The following is a 19,001-nucleotide window of genomic DNA, read 5'->3' as shown; positions in this document are numbered from 1 at the left end:
CCGCTTTAGGCGTCCAGTTTGGTCAGCGGCGCGTACCGGAGCAGCAGCCGCTTCTCGCCGACGTCAAACTTGACCTTGGCTACGGTCTTGTCCCCCGCACCTTCAAGCGCCAGGACGGTGCCGTTGCCGAAGCTGGTGTGGTTGACCTTGTCCCCCACGCTGACGGCGATGATTTCCTTCTGCGGCTGCACCCGGTTCTTGGCGATGAAAGCCGGAACATCGGCGTTGAAGCCGGCGGAGGAATCCGCCGCTGCGCCGCGGGCGGTGCCGGCTCCCCAGAAGGACCCGCTGTAGCGGCCGGACCCAATGGAGCCGCCGCCCCAGCCGCCGGCCTGCCTGCTGGTTCCTTCCCGTTTCCATTCCAGGAGCTCGGCGGGGATTTCCTCCAGGAACTGACTGGCGGGGTTGTACTGGCTTTGGCCCCACATGCTGCGGACCTCGGACCGGGTGACGTACAGGCGCTTGCGGGCACGCGTGAGGCCCACGTAGGCCAGCCGGCGTTCCTCCGCCAGTTCCTTGGGATCAGTGGCGGAGCGCTGGTGCGGGAAGAGCCCGTGTTCCATGCCGGTAAGGAACACCACCGGGAATTCCAGGCCCTTGGCCGTGTGCAGGGTCATCAGCGTCACCACGCCCAGCCGCTTGGCCTCGGCCACTGCTTCGTCGATGTCCGCTCCGGGGGCATCCGGGATCTGGTCGGCGTCCGCCACCAGGGACACCTGTTCCAGGAATGCCGCCAGCGATCCTTCCGGGTTTTCCTGTTCGTACTCGCGCACCACCGCCACGAGTTCGGCCAGGTTCTCCACACGGGATTCGTCCTGCGGATCCGTGCTGGAGCGGAGCGCGGCAAGGTAGCCGGTCTGTTCCAGGACGGCTTCGAGTGCTGCGGCAGCCCCGGACCCGGCGGCTACCTCGGCAAGGTCGTCCAGCATTTTCACGAAGCCCAGAACGGCGTTGACGGAACGGGTGGCCATTGCCGGTGCCTGGTCCGCCCGGCGCGCCGCGGCCATGAAGGAAGTCCGCTCGCGCTCGGCCAAGGCTGCGATGGCTCCCTCGGCACGATCGCCGATGCCCCGTTTTGGCTCATTCAGCACCCGGCGAAGATTGACGTCGTCGTCCGGGTTCACCAGGACGCGCAGGTACGCCAGGGCGTCCTTGATTTCCTTGCGCTCGTAGAAGCGCGTGCCGCCCACCACCTTGTACGGCAGGCCCACGCGCACCAGGACGTCTTCAATGGAGCGGGACTGGGCGTTGGTGCGGTAGAAGATGGCAACGTCGCCGGGGCGCAGGTTTTCCTCGTCCTGCAGGCGGTCAATCTCCTTGGCAATGAACTGCGCTTCGTCGTGTTCGTTTTCGCCGACGTACCCGATGATCTTGTGGCCTTCGCCCTCGGCAGTCCACAAGCGCTTTTCGGGCCGGTTGGGGTTGCGCGAGATCACGGAGTTGGCGGCGCTCAGGATGTTCTGGGTGGAACGGTAGTTCTGTTCCAGCTTGATGGTGCGGGCTTCCGGGTAGTCCTTTTCGAACTCCACGATGTTCCGGATGTCCGCACCGCGGAAGGCGTAGATGGACTGGTCGGAGTCGCCCACCACCGTAAGTTCCGAAGCGCCCGGCCCTTCCCCCACAATCTCGCGCACCAGGGCGTACTGGGCGTGGTTGGTGTCCTGGTACTCGTCTACCAGGACGTGTCGGAACCGGCGCCGGTAGGACTCGGCCAGCGCCGGGAAGGCCCTGAACATGTAGACCGTCTCGGCGATGAGGTCGTCGAAGTCCATGGCATTGGCCTGGCGGAGGCGCTGGGTGTACCCCTTGTAGACGTCCGCCACTGCATGTTCAAAGGGGTCGTTGTAATTGGCTGCCGAGGCGAAGGAATCGGCATCGATCAGTTCGTTCTTCAGCGCGGAGATCTTGTGCTGGATAGCCTTGGGCGCAAACTTCTTGGGGTCCAGGTCCAGTGCCTTGGAAACCTGGGTAACCAGCCGCAGGGAGTCGGCGGAGTCGTAGATGGAGAAGTTGGACTTCAAGCCGACGTTGGCCGCTTCCTGCCGGAGGATCCGAACGCAGGACGAGTGGAACGTGGAGATCCACATGATCTTGGCGCGCCCGCCCACCAGTGCCTCGATGCGTTCCCGCATTTCCGCCGCGGCTTTGTTGGTGAAGGTAATGGCCAGGATCTCGCCGTGATGGGCACGGCCGGTGGCGATCAGGTACGCAATCCTGTTACTGAGCACCCGGGTCTTGCCCGACCCGGCGCCGGCAACGATCAGCAGCGCCGACCCTCCGTGCTTGACGGCCTCCTCCTGCTGGGGGTTCAGCCCCTCCAGCAACTGGGCCGCGTCCGGGCGGTGGCCGCCATGGTGGTGGCTGCCGTCGTTGTGCCGGTTCCCGCCGTTCCGGTTGGCCTGCTGCCAGCCGCCGGACTGGTGCTGCCCATCCATGCCGGAGCTTGGTATTCCGCCCGGTCCGGCCGTGGTGGCAGCACCCTCCGGACCCGTCCTGGTGCGGGCGGTGGCGGCGGGAGCGGCCTTGAACGGTCCGTCAGAGTACGGGTCAAACAACATATCCATGGTGCCTACAAGTCTAGGCGGTGGGACCGACAACGCCCTCCAGCCTGTGGATTACTGCCGTGGTCGCTAACCCACTGACGCTGACTCGAGGGCGGCACGCAACTGGCGCACCGCCGTCGTTCCTCCTGCTATGAACCATTCGAGCCCGTTGACCCGGACGGTGTCGACGGCGCCTCCGGCCGCACGGACAATTGCCTTGCCGGGCAGCCAGTCCCATTCCGGGCAACTGTGCTGGAACCAGCACCCCAGCTGCCCGTCGGCCACACGGCCCAGGTCGCAGGAACCGGAACCGAGCATGCGGAGGGACGCCGCGGAGGTGGCCGCAGCGTGCCACGGCATGGCGCACATGGGGTCCATCAGCCAGGTGGGGTGGATGTAGGTGGCCGCACCAAGTTCCGCGACGGCAGTGCTGTTGCGCTTGCCGCCGCCGTCGGAAAACGAGGTCAGCGCTTCGCCGTTCAGGGTGGCTGGCCTGTTATGCCCGCCCAGCCACAACTTGTCCTCCTCAGGCTGGAAAACCGCGCCCAGCAGCACGTCGTGGCGGTCCTTGAGGGCGATGGCTGAACACCAATAGGTGGAGCCGTGCAGGAAGTTATAGGTGCCGTCCACGGGGTCGATCACCCAGGTACGCCCGCTGGTGCCCTGGACGGAGGCGCCTTCCTCGCCCAGGATGCCGTCCTCGGGCCGGCAGCGCCGCAGCTGCTCCAGCACGTAGGCCTCGGCGGCATGGTCAGCCTCGGTCACGACGTCGGAGACGGAGGTCTTCTGCTCCGACTCCAGTCCGGCCATGCGCATGAGGAGCGCCAGCTGTCCGGCCTCGCGGACCAGCGCTGCCGCCAGTTCGTAGTCGTCCAGTGCGGGGTCAAGAACAGCTGCGCTGTGTAGGCCAGTGGTCATGGGTTCAGTTTATGGGGCGGGATAATGGTGCCATGGCCAAAACCCCTGCCCAGCGGATCAAGAAGCACGGCGCCAACGCGGCCGTGCCGCAGCACCACCTGCCACCGGTGGTCAATCCCACCACGACGCGTACGCCGGAGAAGGCGCAAGGCAACAGCAACCTGATTGTGATTGCCGGGGTGGTGGCCAGCCTGTTCCTGTTCTGGTACCTGCACCTGCTGACCCTGAACCAGATGACGCAGCTCTCGGACGGCCAGGCCATGCCGGATTCGCTGGTGGGTGGGTTCGATGCCGGCTACATCGCCCGGTTGCAGGGCGCCATGAACGGCGACGCCCTGGGCCAGCTGAGCTACGTCCACAAGACCGCCGGGACGCTGTTCCCGCTGATCTTCGGCTTCACGTGGCTGCTGCTGATCGGAACCAACGTGGCGAAGAAGGCGTTGCGGTGGGCCCTCTGGGCGCTTCCCATGCTGTTCGTGGTGGTCCGGTTGTGGGGCAACGTGGCCATTGACGCCATGATGGGTACGCCGGGTCCCGACGCCGGGCAGGTTGCCTTGGCGTCCGGCCTTACAGTTGCAGGCTGGGTGCTTTTGGTGCTGAGCCTGCTGGCCGGGGCTGCGGCGGTGTTCCTCAACAGCCGGAAACGGAAAGAGCGCTAAGCGGCAGCTGTCCGCGCGGCCGCCGCCCGCCGTTCCTTCCGGTGCCGGTGCACGCGCTGGGCGATGACCAACCCGGCGGCAGCCATGCCCACCGTCACCGGATACCCCATCAGACGTTCCAGTGTGCCCGGTTCGGGGACCACCATGCGTGTGAGGCCCCCGGTCGCCGTGGCTGCCAGCGACACACCCCCGCACACCAGGAGGAACCACGCCATGGAGGTCTTGCGCAGCCAGAGGACGCCCAGCACCAACAGGGCGGCCCCGCCGGTGACGAAGTACGTGATGGCGCCGGCGTAGTGCCAGGGCGAGCCGAGGTCTTCCGGGACCAGCCCCACCACTACGGTTCCCGCTCCGGCCGCTCCGGTGAGCAGCCGGACCGCCGTCGCTGCAAACCACGGTTTCCGGCGCCCCCAATCCACGCGGGTGCCGGGTGCGGCCGCCACACGGAGCAGCCCCGAAGTCAGCAGCACCGCACCGAGCAGCAGCCCGAGCCCCTGGACCACGAACGAGGCATTCATCAGCCAGTTCAAGGGAGAGCAGACGTCCCGCCCGGAATAGGCGCCGCAATGGAGCGCACCCAGGTCGCTGATGTATCCGGTCCGCAGGTCATAGGGACGGGGCCCGGCCCACGCCACAGCCACCAATGCCTCCGCGAGGAAATACTGCAGGACGCTCAAAACAGCCCAGGCCCCGATGTAATGCCGGCTGGACGCAACGTTCGGGATGAAGGCGGCGGGAGCGGCAGTGGCGGCTGGACTCATGCCTTGAGCGTAGTACGGCCCGGCACCTTGTATGCTTGTAACCGTGTCCGGACGGACCGGCCCCGCCGAACCACCGGATGCCCGCCCTCGTAGCTCAGTGGATAGAGCACGGCTCTCCTAAAGCCGGTGTCGTTGGTTCGATTCCAATCGAGGGCACTTGAACTCCAGTTCCCCGGGGCCCGGCCTCCGCGATTACCTCCTCGGCAGCCTGGCGGCCAGCCCTGAACGCCGCCCCGGGCAAGCAGGCCGGTGGCGGGTGGAGCGGGACCTGCTGGACAGGGCGGACGGCACGCAGGGAACCTTTTCCGGCGTCGTCCTTTTCACTCCCACGGACGACGGCGGCCTTGCCCTCCGCGAAGAAGGCACCATGCGCTGGCCTGCTTTCATCGGCCCCGCCTCGCGCGAGTACGTTTTGAAGCCCGCGGCGCGGCCGGACGCGCTGGACGTGTTCTTCCCCGACGGCAAGCCGTTCCACCGCATGAGCTTCGCCCCTGATGCCAGCCTGGACACCCACTGGTGCGATCCGGACACCTACCGCGTGTCCTATACGCACCAGGGGCCCGACGCGTTCAGCTACAGCTGGGATGTGAAGGGCCCGCGCAAGGACCTGCTGCTGGTCTCACACCTGGAAAGGATCCCCGAGTGAAGGACCGGATTGTGGTGTCCGCCGTCTGTGTCTTCGACGGCGCCGGACGCCTCCTGACCGTGCGGAAACGGGGAACGGCAATGTTCATGCACCCCGGCGGTAAGCCGGAACCGGGCGAAACCGCCGTGCAGGCAGCTGCGAGGGAACTCGCCGAAGAGGTGGGCATAGTGGTCCGTCCGGAGGACCTGGACCTCATGGGCGTCTGGATCGCCGACGCCGCGAACGAGGCCGCCACCGACATCGAAGCCACCGTCTTCCTCGCCCCGGGCGCATGGGAGGCCACTCCCGCGGCTGAAATCGCCGAGATCCGGTGGCTGGACATCAGCGCGCCGGCGGGTGCGGCCCTCCCCCACGACCTCGCGCCGCTGCTGACGGACCACATCCTGCCCCTGTTGGCGGCGCGGGCGGTCTGAGAAACAGCCTGCGACCGGGCCCCTAGAACTCGGGTACGGACTCCTGCGCCACCGCCGTGGCCTCGGCAAACTGCGTCCGGTACAGCTCGGCGTAGCGGCCGTCGGCTGCCAGCAGTTCGGTGTGGGTTCCGCGTTCCACGATCCGGCCGCCCTCCACCACCAGGATGGCGTCGGCTGCGCGGACGGTGGAGAGCCGGTGCGCAATCACGACGGCGGTCCGTCCCTCAAGCGCTGCGCCCAGGGCTGCCTGCACGGCGGCTTCGTTCGTGGAGTCCAGTGCCGCGGTGGCCTCATCGAGGATGACGACGCGGGGCTGGGCGATCAGGAGCCGGGCGATGGTGAGCCGCTGGCGTTCACCGCCGGAAAGCCGGTAGCCGCGCTCCCCCACCACCGTCTCCAGGCCGTCCGGCAGGGACCGGATCATGGCCTCAAGGCGTGCCTGCCGCAGGGCGTCCCACATGTCCTCGTCCGTGGCGTCGGGCCGGGCGAGCCGCAGGTTGGAGGCGATGGTTTCGTGGAACAGGTGGCCGTCCTGGGTGACCATGCCCAGGGTGTCCCGCAGCGAATCGAAGGTGGCGTCCCGGACATCCAGCCCCGCCCCCGGCACGGTGCCGCCAAGACGCACGGCGCCCGAGTCGACGTCGTAAAGCCTCGACAGCAACTGCGCGATGGTGGACTTGCCGGCGCCGGAGGAGCCCACCAGGGCCACCGTTTGGCCCGGCTCGACCCGGAAGCTGACACCGTGCAGCACTTCCTCCCCGCCCCGGGTGTCAAGGGTGGAGACCTCCTCCAGCGACGCCAGGGAGACCTTGTCCGCGGAGGGGTAGCCGAACCGGACGTTGTCGAACTCCACGGATACGGGGCCGGCAGGGACTGCCACTGCGTCGGGCTTCTGTTGGATGAGCGGCTTCAGGTCCAGGATCTCGAAGACCCGTTCAAAGCTGACCAGTGCGCTCATGACTTCCACGCGGGCGTTTGACAGGGCCGTGAGCGGGGCATAAAGGCGGGTCAGGAGGAGCGCCAGGACCACCACGTCGCCGGGCGCCAGTTGGCCGCCCAGGGCGAGCCAGCCGCCCAGTCCGTAGACCAAGGCGAGTGCGAGCGCCGAGACCAGGGTCAGGGCCGTGACAAAGGTGAACTGCAGCATGGCCATGCGGACGCCGATGTCGCGGACCCGGCCCGCGCGGGCAGCGAATTCGCGGGATTCCTCATCCGGGCGGCCGAACAGCTTCACCAGGGTGGCGCCCGGCGCGGAGAACCGTTCCGTCATCTGGGTGCCCATGGCGGCGTTGTGGGCTGCAGCTTCGCGCCGCAGGTCAGCCAGCTTGGAGCCCATGCGTCGGGCCGGGATCAGGAAGATCGGCAGCAGCACCATGGCGAGCACCGTGACCAGCCAGGACTTGTTGAGCATCACCACCAGGGTCAGAATCAACGCCACCGAGTTGCTCACCACGCCGGAGAGCGTGCCGGCAAAGGCGGACTGCGCCCCGATGACGTCGTTGTTGAGGCGGCTGACCAAGGCTCCTGTCCGGGTGCGGGTGAAGAAGGCGATGGGCATGCGCTGCACGTGGTCGAACACCCGGGTGCGCAGGTCCACGATGACGCCTTCGCCGATGGTCGAGGACAGCCAGCGGGTCAACAGCCCCACCCCCGCTTCGCCCACGGCCACGATGGCGATCAGCACCGCCAGCCAGATCACGGTACCGGCATCCGTCTTGGCGATGATGGCATCAACCACCTGGCCGGCAAGCACCGGGGTGGCCACCGCCAGGAAGGCCGCTGCGATGGAGGAGAGCACGAAAGCAATGAGCTTGCCCTTGTGCGGGGCGGCGAATCCCAGCACCCGTTTCAGGGTTTCCTTGGAGAACGGTTTGGAGCCGCTCTTTGCGGTGCTGATGTTATAGAGCGAGCTCCACGCCACGCGGTCCATGCTCATGGTTATTTCTCCTGGCTTGCAGTGTGGTGGAGTTCCTGGACCGTGCCGTTTTCCAGGTGCCACCGGTAATCGAGTCGGACATTTTCGAGCAGCCGGCGGTCGTGGGTGACCAGCAGCAGCGCTCCGTCGTAGCTTTCGAGGGCCTCTTCCAACTGCTCGATGGCGGGCAGGTCGAGGTGGTTGGTGGGTTCGTCAAGCACCAGCAGGTTCACGCCGCGCGCCTGCAGCAGGGCCAGGGCTGCCCGCGTCCGCTCCCCCGGCGACAGGGAATCCACGGTCCGCGACGTGTGGTCCGCCTTGAGGCCGAACTTGGCCAGGAGGGTACGGACCTCGGCGCCCGTCCAGTCGGCCAGCACCGCTTCGACGGCGTCCCCCAGCGACAGCCGGCCGTCCAGCAGTCCGCGGGCCTGGTCAATCTCGCCGACGGCGACGGAGGCACCCATGGAGGCGTCGCCGTCGTCCGGTGCCTGGGTTCCCAGGAGCAGGCGCAGGAGGGTGGACTTACCCGCCCCGTTGGGGCCGGTGATGCCCACGCGCTCCCCGCCGTTGAGCTGGAGGTTGACCGGCCCCAGGGTGAAGTCGCCTTGCCGTGCCACTGCGTTGCGGAGGGTGGCGACGACGGCGCTGGAGCGGGGTGCCTGGCCGATGCTGAACTGGAGCTGCCATTCCTTCCGGGGCTCCTCCACCACGTCCAGGCGGGCGATGCGCGACTCCATCTGCCGGACCTTCTGTGCCTGCTTCTCCGCCGACTCGGTACTGGCAGCGCGCCGGATCTTGTCGTTGTCCGGGTTCTTCTTCATCGCGTTCCGGACGCCTTGGGAGCTCCACTCGCGCTGCGTCCGCGCACGGGACACCAGGTCCGCCTTGGTGGAGGCAAACTCCTCATATTTTTCGCGGGCATGCCGGCGTGCCACGGCGCGTTCCTCGAGGAAGGCGTCGTAGCCGCCGTCGTAAACGGCCACGCTGTTCTGTGCCAGGTCCAGCTCCACCACCCGGGTGACGCACCGGGCCAGGAACTCACGGTCATGGCTGACCAGCACCACTCCCCCACGCAGCCCGGTCACGAAGTTTTCCAGGGTGGCCAGGCCGGCAAGGTCAAGGTCGTTGGTGGGCTCGTCGAGCAGCACCACATCGAAGCGGCTCAGCAGGAGGGCGGCCAGGGCCACGCGTGCCGCCTGGCCGCCGGAAAGCCCGGTCATCAGCGCATCGGGACCCGCGTCCAGGCCCAGTTCCGCAAGCACCGCCGGGATGCGGTCGTCCAAATCCGCGGCGCCGGAGGCCATCCACCGGTCGAAGGCACGGGAGTAGGCATCATCGGCCCCGGGAGCGCCGGACCCGAGCGCCTCGGCCGTCAATTCCATCTCGGTGGTTGCTTCCGCGCAGCCGGTGCGGCGGGCGATGTAGGCGGCCACCGTCTCGGCGGGGATCCGCTCATGTTCCTGGGGCAGCCAGCCGACGAAGGCATCGGAGGGCGCAAGGCTCACTGAGCCTTCCTGCGGCTGGTCGACTCCGGCAAGGAGGCGCAGCAGCGTCGATTTTCCAGCACCGTTGGCGCCCACGACACCCACCACGTCACCGGGGGCCACCGTCAGCGAGAGCCCGGAAAAGAGCACGCGGTGCCCATGGCCTCCCGAGACATCCTTGGCAACAAGGGTTGCAGTCATCGATTCGTCCTTTCGCCGCTGCCCGGACAGCCGTTGACGGCCGGCAGAGGCGGCAAAAACAGGGCCGCGGCGCCGCTGGGGCTGCTGGACATAGAAGAACCCGCTGGTCCGGACTTGGGGGGTGTACGGACCAGCGGGCTCGACCATCAACTATAGACGAATCTGGACCATGGGCAAAATCGGCCCTACGGCGCCTGCGCAATGCCCGGAGGGCGTTCGCCCGCGGCGGCACGGTAAAATCGTCCCGACCACCCGTTCTGCAGAGAGTCCTCCATGACCCTTTCCGCCAAGGCGTTCCAGCGCTGGCTGCAAAGCATCGCACCCGATGCCAGCACCGCTGACGTCTGCCGGGTCTCGGGGATCAAACGGACCACCCTCGCCCAGCAACTGGTCCGGGGTAAGGTCTCCGTCAGCACCGTGGTCAGCGTCAGCCGCGCCTACAACATCAATCCTGTTGCCGGACTGGCCGGTTTCGACGCATACAGCGTCCTTTCGGGCCCACAGCGCCCGCCCACGCGCAGCGAGCTGGTAAGCCAGATTTCCACGGCGGACCTCATGCGCGCGCTCCTGGCGCGGCCGGCCATGGAGCCTGCAAGGGGAGCCTCCACCCCCGCACTGGGCCCGACTCCCCACGCCACCTCAGTGAAGAACTGGGTGGATGCAATTGACGACGGCGAGGTCAGGCACCGCGTTTCGGCTGCCACCGGGGTGGCCCCGCAAAACTACTCCGCCCAGTTGACGGCAAACCGGCTGTCCCCCGAGCTCGCCGTGGCCACGGCATTGGCCGCCGGGGTTGGACCGGCCGGCGGCCTGGTGGCCACGGGGATCATCACCGAGGAGGAGGCGGGCTGGCCACCCGGGGCGCGGCAGGCAGCCCTGGAAAGCCTCTCGGACGGAGAGCTCACCGCACTGGCCGGGGAACGGCTTCAGGCATTGGGGAAAGTACTGCGCCGGCAGGAGCAGGACCAAGCACAGACAGAGAAGATATGGGAGAACCTGGGATGATCGAAACGCTTCAGTGGACCACGCTGGCGGTTTGCGCACTCGTCTCGGCGGCCCGTATCCCCAGCACCCTCCGTGGCGAGAACCGGTCCCTGTTCGGCATCTTTGCCTCAATGACGCTGGCCATCCTGCTAAGCATCAAGGGACCCTACCTGGTGATCGACCAGGCACTGGGTGGCATCAACCTGGCCAACCTGCTGCTGCGGTTTGTGATCTTCGGCGTCATCTTCTTCATGGGCATCCGAATTTCCAGGGGGTTCAGCGCCGACAGCGCCCACCGGCTCATCACGGGAAAGACCGGCATGCTGGTCCTGCTCGTTGTCTCTGTGGTCATGGTGGCACTGTTTTTCTCCATGGACACCGCCGGCTCCTCGGCGGGACTCCAGGCCATCTCTGCCAAGGACGACCGCCACTTTGCACTGGTTGAGTACTACGGGGCGGCCGGCCGGGCCTACCCCGCCTACGTAGCCCTGGCACTTGTGCCAGCCTTGGTCCGGGCCGCGCAGGACCGGCTTCCGGTACTGGTACGTGTCGGCGCGGCGTTGCTGGCCCTGGGCGGCGTAGCGGTTGCCCTGACACTGCTCTTCCCGGTGATTCCGCCCGAACTCGGCCAGATTGAGTTCATCATCAACTACACGGCCATCCTGTGTTTTGTCATTGGATTGGCCCTGATCTGGGCTGCACGGGTGGTCAACAGGCGCGGCACAGCCCCCCAAAAGACATCTACCGAAACGTAACCTTCTGCGGCTTTCACAAAATCATTAGAATGTGAAACAATCATGAATGTGTGAAGGCGGGGCCGCCTGGCGTTTTCGAACGGGGATAAATTCTGAAATGCCGGCCGCCCCGGAGGCCTTCGCGCACATTGGGGGGATGAGTGGTGGCGGATCGTTGGGGACCGCCCCCACTCAGCCTGTTTAACGGCTCCTTCGCGGAAGCATACCCCCACCCGGCTCTATGAGCTCCCGGGCAGGTACAAGCTCCGAATATCCTTGTACCCGCCCAGGAACCCTCCAAGCCGCTATTTCCGGGCAAACCTCAATGTCACCAGCTGGAACGGCCGCAGCCTAAGCTCGGCCCCGCTGTCGGAGGGAGCGACCCCGGGAGCCTCGGTAAGGCGTTCCAGGAGGTCCGTGGCAAGAACGTTCCGCACCGGAAAATTGGCCGAAATGCATCCATCGGAGCGCTGTCCCAGCGACTCGTAGAGGCGGACCACAACGTCTCCCGAACCGTCCTGGGCCAGTTTCACGGCTTCGATCACCAAGGCGGGATTACTGACGCTGAAGAGCGGCTCCACCGGCGAGGCACCCCGGACCAGCCGCGGCTGCAAGTTGGTCCGGTACCCCTCCTGGACAGCGTCCGCAATATCGGCACCGGGCCGGATGGCCACCGTCAACTCGTGGTGGCCGCGGTCGGCCTCCGGGTCGGGGAACTTCGGCGCCCGCAGCAGGGAGAGCCGCACCGTGGTGGTGGTGCCGCCGTCGGATTCTCTGACGCTCCTGCCCACGTCATGGCCGTAAGTGGATGAGTTGGAGACCGCCACCCCGTAGCCGGGTTCGCCCACATGGATCCACCGGTGGGCGCAGATCTCGAACTTCGCCGCCTCCCAGGACGTGTTGGTATGGGTGGGCCGGAAAACATGGCCGAACTGTGTTTCGGCAGCCGACCGGTCTGCCCGCACATCCAGGGCGAAACCAAGTTTCAGCAGCTTTTCGCGTTCCTGCCAGTCCACCGTCGTGGTGATTTCCAGTGACGGACTGCCAGGTGCCAGGGTGATGCGCTGGGTCAGTCTGGACTTGCCTGCCACCCGCTCCACGACCACCACCGCACTGCCGCCTTCACTCGCAAGGCGGATGGACTCTGCCTGGACCAGTGGCGTGACGTTGCGCCGATAGAATTCGTCGATATCCCAGGCATCCCACTCGTTGGGGGTGTCCCGGTGCAGCTCCAGCAGGTTGCCGCGCTGGCCGGGAGCGATCGCTTCGCGGCCGCTGGCATGGTCCCATAGGGAGGACAGAAGCCCGTCGGAATCCACCACCGCCCGGATGATCCCGTTGTCCAGGATGTAGCCCCCGTCCTGTGGCGTGGCCTGTGCCGGTTCCTGGAACGCCATGGGTTCGGCTGCTGCCAGCGCGGGGACGCCGTCCCGGGTGTGCGGAGTTGCGTTCAGCAGGAATTGCCGGTCACCGGAGCCCAGCATCGCGGCAGCAGCCTGGCCAATCAGTGCCTCAAGGGCAGTTTCGATCGCACGGTAGTTCCGCTCGGCGTCCTGGTGGACCCAGGCGATGGAGCTTCCGGGAAGGATGTCGTGGAACTGCTGCAGCAGCACCAGCTGCCAGAGTCGCTTGAGTTCGGCGGCCGGGTAATCGAAAGAACCCGCGCTCCGGACAGCGGCCGTGGCGCACCACAGTTCCGCTTCCCGCAGCAGGTGCTCGCTGCGCCGGTTGCCCTTCTTGGTGCGGGCCTGGCTGGTGTACGTGCCGCGGTGCAGCTCCAGGTACATCTCCCCCACCCAGACCGGCAGCGCGGAATACTCTTCCTCGGCCTGCAGGAAGAAGCTCTCCGCGGACCCGACCCGGACCCTCGGCGAGCCCTCCAGGTCCGCCGTGCGTGCAGCTGCGGCGAGCATTTCCCGGGTGGGCCCGCCGCCGCCGTCGCCGTACCCGAACGGGACCAGCGACACGGTGCCGCGGCCATGGTCCCGGTAGTTGCGCTCGGCATGCGCCAGGTCCCTGGCACTGAGATCCGAGTTGTAGGTGTCCACCGGCGGGAAGTGGGTGAACAGCCGGGTGCCGTCGATTCCCTCCCAGTTGAACGTGTGGTGGGGCATCCTGTTGGTCTGGTTCCAGGAAATCTTCTGCGTGAGGAACCAGCGGCTGCCCGCGGACTTCACGATCTGGGGAAGGGCCGCACTGTAGCCGAACGAATCCGGGAGCCACGCTTCCCGGCACTCGATGCCAAACTCGGCCAGGAAGAAGCCTTTGCCCTCAACGAACTGCCGGGCCATGGCTTCGCCTCCGGGCATGTTGGTGTCCGATTCCACCCACATGCCGCCGACCGGGACGAACTGCCCCGCGCGTACCTTTTCCCGGATCCGGCGGAACAGCTCCGGGTACAGCTCCTTGATCCAGGCGAGCTGCTGCGCTGAGGAGCAGGAGAAGACAAAAGTGGGGTCTTCGTCCATCAGGGCCACCACATTGGAAAACGTCCGGGCGCATTTGCGGATCGTTTCCCGGACCGGCCAGAGCCAGGCGGAATCGATATGGGCGTGCCCGGTGGCAACCAGTTGGTGCGCGGAGGCGTAGGCGGGCCTGGTCAGGACGTCGGCGAGCGCCCGGCGCCCGGCCGCTGCGGTCCCCGCGACGTCCTCCGGGTCCATCACGTCCATCATGTCTTCGAGGGCCCGGAGGATCTCGTGGCGGCGCGGGAGCTCCAGCGGGAGCTGCTCCATGAGGCCGGCGAGGGTCGAGATATCCTGCTGGAGTTCCCACACGGTTTGGTTCAGCTCGGCGATGGCGATGGTTCCCAGCCGGTACTGCGGGGCATCTCCTGCCGTCGCCTTATCCCCCAAGGGGGTAGCGGCAAAGGTCCAGCCCTGTGCCATGTCCGGGTTCGCGGCCGCTTCAACGTAAAAATCCACTGCCATGCCGCTGCCCAGCAGCTTCAGGGGAATGTACTGGTTGCGGGGGGAGATGGCCTTGATGATGCTGCCATCGGGCCGCCAGGCGATGCCTTCGCACTGGAAGCCGGGCGCTTCGGTGGTGAACCCCAGGTCCACCACCACCTCCACGGCGGTGTCCGGGCCGCCGCCCCAGGATTCGGGGACCTCCCCCTGCAACCGCAGCCAGGTGGTGCCCCAGGGGCGGCCCCACGCGGCGCCGTGCTCCTGGGGCTGGAACTCCTGCCGCATCGCCTCGAGCGCGGGGACCGGTTCGTCCGGAACTTCCCAGCTGCTCAGCGCAAGCGGGACTGACCTGCTGTAGACGGCGGGGGCAATGCGCTCGCGCACAAACCTTGCCAGGCGGACTTCCGTGATCCTGCGGTCGTCATGCAATATATGTCCTCTTTAGGCTTGTGACTGGATCATCGTGTCCATTCGATGGACAAATCTACCCGCTGGCGGCACTGCAACCAACCCCTTTTGCAGTTATCCGCCGGCCGTCCCGGCACCGCAGGGCCCTATGCACCGGGCCCCTGCGCTGCGGGCAGCGCAGGGTCGGGCCGCAGGATCCGCGAGTCCCCGGCGTAGACGTTGAAACTGGTGCCCCGGCTGAATCCGGCCACGGTCAGCCCGTTGGCCTCCGCCAGTTCCACAGCCAGGCTTGAGGGGGCGCTGACGGCGGACAGGACAGGAATTCCTGCAAGGGCGGCTTTCTGCACCAGTTCGAACGATGCCCGTCCGGACACCTGGAGGACCGTTCCGGCCAACGGCAGGAGGCCTTCGCGCAGTGCCCAGCCCACCACTTTGTCCACGGCGTTGTGCCGCCCGACGTCCTCGCGCAGGCACAGGAGCCGCGGCCCGCCGTCGTCCTCAATCTTGAAAAGACCCGCCGCGTGAACGCCCCCGGTATCGTCAAAGACGCGCTGGGACTTCCGCAGCAGTGCCGGCAGGGATGCCAGGATTTTGGCGTCCACCGTCAACGGGTCCGCCTGCGGGCTGAAGTGGGACGATTTCTGGACTGCCTCGATGGAATCCGTGCCGCAGATGCCGCAGGAACTGGATGTGTAGACCTTGCGGCCGGTATCGGGAAGTGGGACGTCCGGCCGCAGCTGCGCCTCCACCACGTTGAAGGTCTGGACCCCGTTCTCGTCCTCGCCGGCGCAGAACCGGAGTGATACCAGCTGTTCGGGCGCCCAGATGACGCCCTCGGACACCAGGAACCCTGCTACCAGGTCAAAGTCGTCCCCCGGGGTGCGCATGGTGACTGAGTAGGAAAGCCTGCCCAACCGGATTTCGAGCGGTTCCTCCACGGCAAGGACGTCTTCGCGGTGCCGGACCGGGTACTCCAGGGCGGCCGGCGAACCGTCCAGGACATACTTGTGCACCTTGCGGCGCTGGGTTACGCGTCCCATGTTCCACCCTGCCTGTTCATTACTCCATCATGGCACCAACCGGGCCTGCCTCAGTCCAGAGGTGCACGGGCCAAAAGGGCCTACCGAAACCGGGCGGAGCGGGAGTGTTGACCCAAAGGCTTCATCCCAGCAGCGCGCTCCAATCCACGGGCCCGTTGGACGCCGGTTTGCCCTTGACCTGGCCGGCCCGTGCGTTGCTTCTCGGCTTGGCTTTGGCCGCGCCTTCTTTCGGCGGCGGAATGGGTGGCCCCCAAGGCAGCGCGAAAGCGGGCACCGGCTCCCCCAGCTGCACGCCGTGCGGCGGTACCACCAGCACACCGTCGGCGGCGGCCAGGCCGCGCATCATGCCGGGGCCTGTGTGCTGAGCAGGGGAAGCCATTCCGTACAGCAGCCGGAAGGGCATCAGGCGGGTGCGTCCGGGATCGGCTTCGATCATGGTTCCGCACGGTACTTCCTGCACGGCGGGCATGGCCCGGTGCCCCAAGGCGGCGAACAACGGGGCGCCGACGGTGGAAAGGGCCATCATGGCCGCGAGCGGGTTGCCGGGCAGCCCAAGGACAAAGCGGCCGTCCGGCAGTTCGGCCAGGACGGCGGGGTGGCCGGGCCGCATCGCCACGCCGTCGATGATGAGCCGGCCGCCGAGTTCGGCAACGGCCCGCCGGAGGTGGTCTGTGCCTGAGCGCCCGGTGCCCCCCGTGGTTATAACGACGTCGGCCGGCAGGTCGGGCGCGTCCGGCACCTCCGGCAGCACGTCTTCGAGCGCCGCGAGCCATTCGGCATATGAGTCACCGATCCGCTGCTGCCCGACATGGATGCCTCCCAGCATGGCAATGACCGCCGGCAATTGGGGGCCGAACGTATCGCGCACCTGGCCGCGAGCCGGGGTGCCGCGTTCCACCACCTCGGATCCGGTCAGCACCAGACGCACCACCGGCTTTCCCTGGACCTGCACTTCGTCGTAGCCTGCCAGTGCCGCAAGGGCCAGGTGTGCCGGGTTGAGTTCCACCCCGGCCTTGACCAGGATGTCCCCTTCAAGGGCTTCTTCCCCGGCCTTTCTGATGTGTTCACCCGCGCGGGGTTCGCCCGGCCGGGCCTTGCCTCCGACCATCACCACCTGGCCTTCATCGTCCTGGCCGAGGACTGCGTTCTCGGTACGGAGCACCGCCTTGCCGCCTGCGGGGATCAGGCCACCGGTGGCAATGGGACTGGCCTGGTGCGGCGCCAGCCGCGTGCCCGGCTCCACCGGGATCCATGGGCCGCTTCCATTGACTGCCCACCCGTCCATGGCTGAGGACGCGTAGTGCGGCATGTCTTGGAGTGCCACGATGTCCTGGTCAAGTTTTCGGCCCAGGGCAATGTTCAGGGCCACAGGGCCGGGAGGAATCGGGGTGGCCGCATCGTAGGCAGCCTGCCGGGCCTCTTCCCACGTGTGTGCCAGGTGATGGTGGTGGGAGCGCCCGGGTTCGGCTTCGCCCGGCTCCTTGTTGCCGGATTCGGCGTCAGCCGTACCGCTTTCTTCCGGGGCGGTTTCTCCCGGGCCGGCGTCCTCCGGGCCGGGACCTGGCGGCGCCGCCGGATCGCTGCGGGTTTCTGCAGTCATTCGCCGGGAGTCCCGGCGGCTTCAGCGTCGTAGTCAGCTGCCAGGGAACGGGCAACGGCCAACGCCGCGTCCATGGAGGCTGCGTCCATCTCCCTGCCGGGAGCGGCAGCCAGGCCTGCGGCAAAGCCAGCAATGAAGGTGGTAAGCGGAGCGGCCGGCCGGACAACCGAATGGGCGGCAACACCGGCCAGTGCCAGCACTGCGTTGATGTCTACCTGGACGTCCTCAAGCTTGTACGCCTGGAGAAGGGACCTGCACCATTCTTCCAGCGTTTCGTCCTGGCTTTTCACGACTTGCCTCCCACGTTAGTTCCGCCCGCGCTTGGGTCCTTGCTTTCACGCTGGCTCCCGGCGGCAATCCCCAGCGCGGCAGCATCGTCCCAGGTATCCACATCGGAAGTGGACCCGGCGGGGACTGTGACAAGCTGCACGTCCAGACTAGCAAGGAGAGCCCTGACAGAGCCGTTGACCAAGGCGTTGCGGGCTGCCAACTCCACACACGCTTGTTTTAACCCAGGCGTGCTATAAAAAGCCGCCAACGGCTGCGCCCTCCCGTCGCCGGACCGGGCCATCATGCCGCCTCCATCGCCTCCCCGGGGGCTGGCGGCAGACGCAGAAAGCGCCTCCCACAACACAGCCACGGCCTCGGACGCCAGCGGCATGTCACAGGCAAGCACCAGGGTGAACGGGGCAACTCCGCCATGTCTCCCCAGGGTGTCCAGGCCGGCGGCGATGGCAGCCGCAGGCCCTGCAAACGGCGGCTCCTCCCGGCACGTCAGCACGCCGGGCGGCCAGTGGGCCGGGGGTACCGGGTTTGATACTGTGCCCCGGGATGGCAGGAAGCCGCCGTCGCCAACGACGACAGTGCGGCGGGCACCGGCTGCAGCATCCATCGCCCGTTCCAGCAGCGTCTGGCCGCGGAAGACAAGGGACTGCTTGGGTACGCCGCCCAGCCGCGATGACCTTCCGCCGGCCAGGATCAGGGCATCAAAAGCCAGGCTCTTCTCTTGCACTCCCCCAGCCTAACCACCGGCCGGCGCAGGAATCACGCCGTTTCCCAGGACCGGGTCAGGCAGCGCGTTCGGGAAGAAGGAACGGATCCCACGCGGGGGTGGGCTTCTCCAGTTCCTTGATCTGCCAGATAGTGCCGCGCGGAGGCTCGGGCACGAACCGCAGCGTCCAGCCCATCTCGGCCGGGGTGTGATCGCCTTTGACGTTGTTGCAGCGGAGGCAGGCGGCCACCAGGTTCTCCCACGAGTCAGCCCCGCCCCTGGATTTGGGGTGAACATGATCGATGGTGTGCGCTGCCTTGCCGCAGTATGCGCATTTATGGCCGTCGCGTCTGAGCACACCCCTGCGGCTGACAGCCGTGGAATGGTTGTATCGGGGCCGGATGTACCGGTTGAGGAGAATCACGGACGGACGGCCCAGGACGTCGGTGGGCCCCACCACGGGGTCATCCCCCTCGGCCACCACGCTCGCCTTGCCCGTGAGCACAAGCACCAGCGCCCGGCGGAAAGTAATAACCGCCAGCGGTTCATATCCAGCATTCAGAACGAGAGTGCGCATGCACTTACCTCTTCACGGCCGCACCCGTCAGGGGCACGAGGGCCGGCTGCCCTCGGCATGTCCGGGCTATGGATCGACATCACAAGAGTAAACAGAGAAGTGCAAAATCAGGTAATCGCCGCCCTGATGGGGTCCCGGTACAAAGCGACGCCGGGCAGCCTCCCCCGGCTGCCGGGAACTTCTTTTAACGCAAAGGACCCCCGCCGCGAGGGCAGGGG

General features: G+C 66.9%; 16 protein-coding genes and 1 tRNA gene. 6 read left to right on the top strand and 11 right to left on the bottom strand.

From position 1 onward, the window contains the following. Positions 1 to 5 precede the first annotated feature (5 nt). Both pcrA and ACIGJD_RS03995 read right to left on the bottom strand, forming a co-directional pair. Positions 6 to 2,558 (bottom strand): DNA helicase PcrA, encoded by a 2,553-nt coding sequence (pcrA, locus tag ACIGJD_RS04000; protein WP_483689424.1) that lies wholly within the window; start codon positions 2,556 to 2,558, stop codon positions 6 to 8. A gap of 72 nt (positions 2,559 to 2,630) precedes the next feature. After that, positions 2,631 to 3,461 (bottom strand): inositol monophosphatase family protein, encoded by an 831-nt coding sequence (locus tag ACIGJD_RS03995; RefSeq protein ID WP_483688394.1) that lies wholly within the window; start codon positions 3,459 to 3,461, stop codon positions 2,631 to 2,633. Positions 3,462 to 3,493: 32 nt separating this feature from the next. Here ACIGJD_RS03995 and ACIGJD_RS03990 point away from each other — a divergent pair, with 32 nt between their 5' ends. Next, positions 3,494 to 4,120, top strand: a complete 627-nt coding sequence (locus ACIGJD_RS03990; RefSeq protein ID WP_483688393.1) for a hypothetical protein — start codon at positions 3,494 to 3,496, stop codon at positions 4,118 to 4,120. On the opposite strand, the gene ACIGJD_RS03985 is transcribed toward ACIGJD_RS03990, so the two are convergent. Beyond that, positions 4,117 to 4,881 (bottom strand): DUF998 domain-containing protein, encoded by a 765-nt coding sequence (locus ACIGJD_RS03985; RefSeq protein WP_483688392.1) that lies wholly within the window; start codon positions 4,879 to 4,881, stop codon positions 4,117 to 4,119. The two genes, ACIGJD_RS03990 and ACIGJD_RS03985, sit on opposite strands and share 4 nt — an antisense overlap. 83 nt (positions 4,882 to 4,964) lie before the next feature. Here ACIGJD_RS03985 and ACIGJD_RS03980 point away from each other — a divergent pair. From ACIGJD_RS03980 to ACIGJD_RS03970, 3 genes are all read left to right on the top strand, one after another. Further along, positions 4,965 to 5,037: transfer RNA gene (locus ACIGJD_RS03980), tRNA-Arg, on the top strand. A 1-nt stretch (position 5,038) separates the two neighbouring features. Then, complete coding sequence (locus ACIGJD_RS03975) at positions 5,039 to 5,527, top strand: DUF6314 family protein (RefSeq protein ID WP_483688391.1); 489 nt, start codon at positions 5,039 to 5,041, stop codon at positions 5,525 to 5,527. Next, the gene (locus tag ACIGJD_RS03970; RefSeq protein ID WP_483688390.1) at positions 5,524 to 5,940 is read left to right on the top strand and encodes an NUDIX hydrolase; all 417 of its coding nucleotides are present in this window, start codon (positions 5,524 to 5,526) and stop codon (positions 5,938 to 5,940) included. The genes ACIGJD_RS03975 and ACIGJD_RS03970 overlap by 4 nt, the downstream gene beginning before the upstream one ends. 22 nt (positions 5,941 to 5,962) lie before the next feature. Here the strand turns inward: ACIGJD_RS03970 and ACIGJD_RS03965 are convergent, their stop codons facing one another. Then, complete coding sequence (locus ACIGJD_RS03965) at positions 5,963 to 7,876, bottom strand: ABC transporter ATP-binding protein (RefSeq protein ID WP_483688389.1); 1,914 nt, start codon at positions 7,874 to 7,876, stop codon at positions 5,963 to 5,965. 2 nt (positions 7,877 to 7,878) lie between these two features. Next, positions 7,879 to 9,540: an ABC-F family ATP-binding cassette domain-containing protein gene (locus tag ACIGJD_RS03960; RefSeq protein ID WP_483688388.1), complete on the bottom strand. Its 1,662-nt coding sequence runs from the start codon at positions 9,538 to 9,540 to the stop codon at positions 7,879 to 7,881. A 273-nt stretch (positions 9,541 to 9,813) separates the two neighbouring features. On the opposite strand from ACIGJD_RS03960, the gene ACIGJD_RS03955 reads away from it, so the two are divergent. Continuing rightward, positions 9,814 to 10,545, top strand: a complete 732-nt coding sequence (locus tag ACIGJD_RS03955; protein WP_483688387.1) for a hypothetical protein — start codon at positions 9,814 to 9,816, stop codon at positions 10,543 to 10,545. Continuing rightward, positions 10,542 to 11,279, top strand: coding sequence for a hypothetical protein (locus ACIGJD_RS03950; protein WP_483688386.1), 738 nt, complete (start codon positions 10,542 to 10,544; stop codon positions 11,277 to 11,279). Before ACIGJD_RS03955 ends, ACIGJD_RS03950 begins: the two co-directional genes overlap by 4 nt. A 284-nt stretch (positions 11,280 to 11,563) precedes the next feature. On the opposite strand, the gene ACIGJD_RS03945 is transcribed toward ACIGJD_RS03950, so the two are convergent. The 6 genes from ACIGJD_RS03945 to ACIGJD_RS03920 all read right to left on the bottom strand — a co-directional run bounded on the left by ACIGJD_RS03945 (position 11,564) and on the right by ACIGJD_RS03920 (position 18,783). Next, positions 11,564 to 14,596 carry an alpha-mannosidase gene (locus tag ACIGJD_RS03945; RefSeq protein ID WP_483688385.1) on the bottom strand — a complete coding sequence of 1,011 codons (3,033 nt, stop codon included), beginning with the start codon at positions 14,594 to 14,596 and terminating at the stop codon, positions 11,564 to 11,566. A gap of 125 nt (positions 14,597 to 14,721) precedes the next feature. Next, positions 14,722 to 15,615, bottom strand: a complete 894-nt coding sequence (fdhD, locus tag ACIGJD_RS03940; protein WP_483688384.1) for a formate dehydrogenase accessory sulfurtransferase FdhD — start codon at positions 15,613 to 15,615, stop codon at positions 14,722 to 14,724. Between the two features lie 121 nt (positions 15,616 to 15,736). Then, positions 15,737 to 17,215: a molybdopterin molybdotransferase MoeA gene (locus ACIGJD_RS03935; RefSeq protein ID WP_483688383.1), complete on the bottom strand. Its 1,479-nt coding sequence runs from the start codon at positions 17,213 to 17,215 to the stop codon at positions 15,737 to 15,739. Further along, on the bottom strand, positions 17,212 to 17,505 hold the full coding sequence (locus ACIGJD_RS03930) for a DUF6457 domain-containing protein (protein ID WP_483688382.1): 294 nt from the start codon (positions 17,503 to 17,505) through the stop codon (positions 17,212 to 17,214). The genes ACIGJD_RS03935 and ACIGJD_RS03930 overlap by 4 nt, the downstream gene beginning before the upstream one ends. Continuing rightward, positions 17,502 to 18,227 (bottom strand): molybdenum cofactor guanylyltransferase, encoded by a 726-nt coding sequence (gene mobA, locus ACIGJD_RS03925; protein ID WP_483688381.1) that lies wholly within the window; start codon positions 18,225 to 18,227, stop codon positions 17,502 to 17,504. The genes ACIGJD_RS03930 and mobA overlap by 4 nt, the downstream gene beginning before the upstream one ends. A gap of 55 nt (positions 18,228 to 18,282) precedes the next feature. Next, positions 18,283 to 18,783, bottom strand: a complete 501-nt coding sequence (locus ACIGJD_RS03920) for an HNH endonuclease (protein ID WP_141943486.1) — start codon at positions 18,781 to 18,783, stop codon at positions 18,283 to 18,285. Positions 18,784 to 19,001 lie beyond the last annotated feature (218 nt).

This window comes from Arthrobacter sp. E1SS-5 (assembly GCF_057073715.1).
This window is presented reverse-complemented; position numbering and strand designations above follow the sequence as displayed.

Coding starts and splice junctions, on each gene's coding strand:
- fdhD (WP_483688384.1), bottom strand. CDS start 15,615: ATGGGACGCGTAACCCAGCGCCGCAAGGTGCACAAGTATGTCCTGGAC.
- ACIGJD_RS03965 (WP_483688389.1), bottom strand. CDS start 7,876: ATGAGCATGGACCGCGTGGCGTGGAGCTCGCTCTATAACATCAGCACC.
- ACIGJD_RS03935 (WP_483688383.1), bottom strand. CDS start 17,215: ATGACTGCAGAAACCCGCAGCGATCCGGCGGCGCCGCCAGGTCCCGGC.
- ACIGJD_RS03960 (WP_483688388.1), bottom strand. CDS start 9,540: ATGACTGCAACCCTTGTTGCCAAGGATGTCTCGGGAGGCCATGGGCAC.
- ACIGJD_RS03950 (WP_483688386.1), top strand. CDS start 10,542: ATGATCGAAACGCTTCAGTGGACCACGCTGGCGGTTTGCGCACTCGTC.
- ACIGJD_RS03955 (WP_483688387.1), top strand. CDS start 9,814: ATGACCCTTTCCGCCAAGGCGTTCCAGCGCTGGCTGCAAAGCATCGCA.
- ACIGJD_RS03985 (WP_483688392.1), bottom strand. CDS start 4,881: ATGAGTCCAGCCGCCACTGCCGCTCCCGCCGCCTTCATCCCGAACGTT.
- ACIGJD_RS03920 (WP_141943486.1), bottom strand. CDS start 18,783: ATGCGCACTCTCGTTCTGAATGCTGGATATGAACCGCTGGCGGTTATT.
- ACIGJD_RS03990 (WP_483688393.1), top strand. CDS start 3,494: ATGGCCAAAACCCCTGCCCAGCGGATCAAGAAGCACGGCGCCAACGCG.
- pcrA (WP_483689424.1), bottom strand. CDS start 2,558: ATGTTGTTTGACCCGTACTCTGACGGACCGTTCAAGGCCGCTCCCGCC.
- ACIGJD_RS03995 (WP_483688394.1), bottom strand. CDS start 3,461: ATGACCACTGGCCTACACAGCGCAGCTGTTCTTGACCCCGCACTGGAC.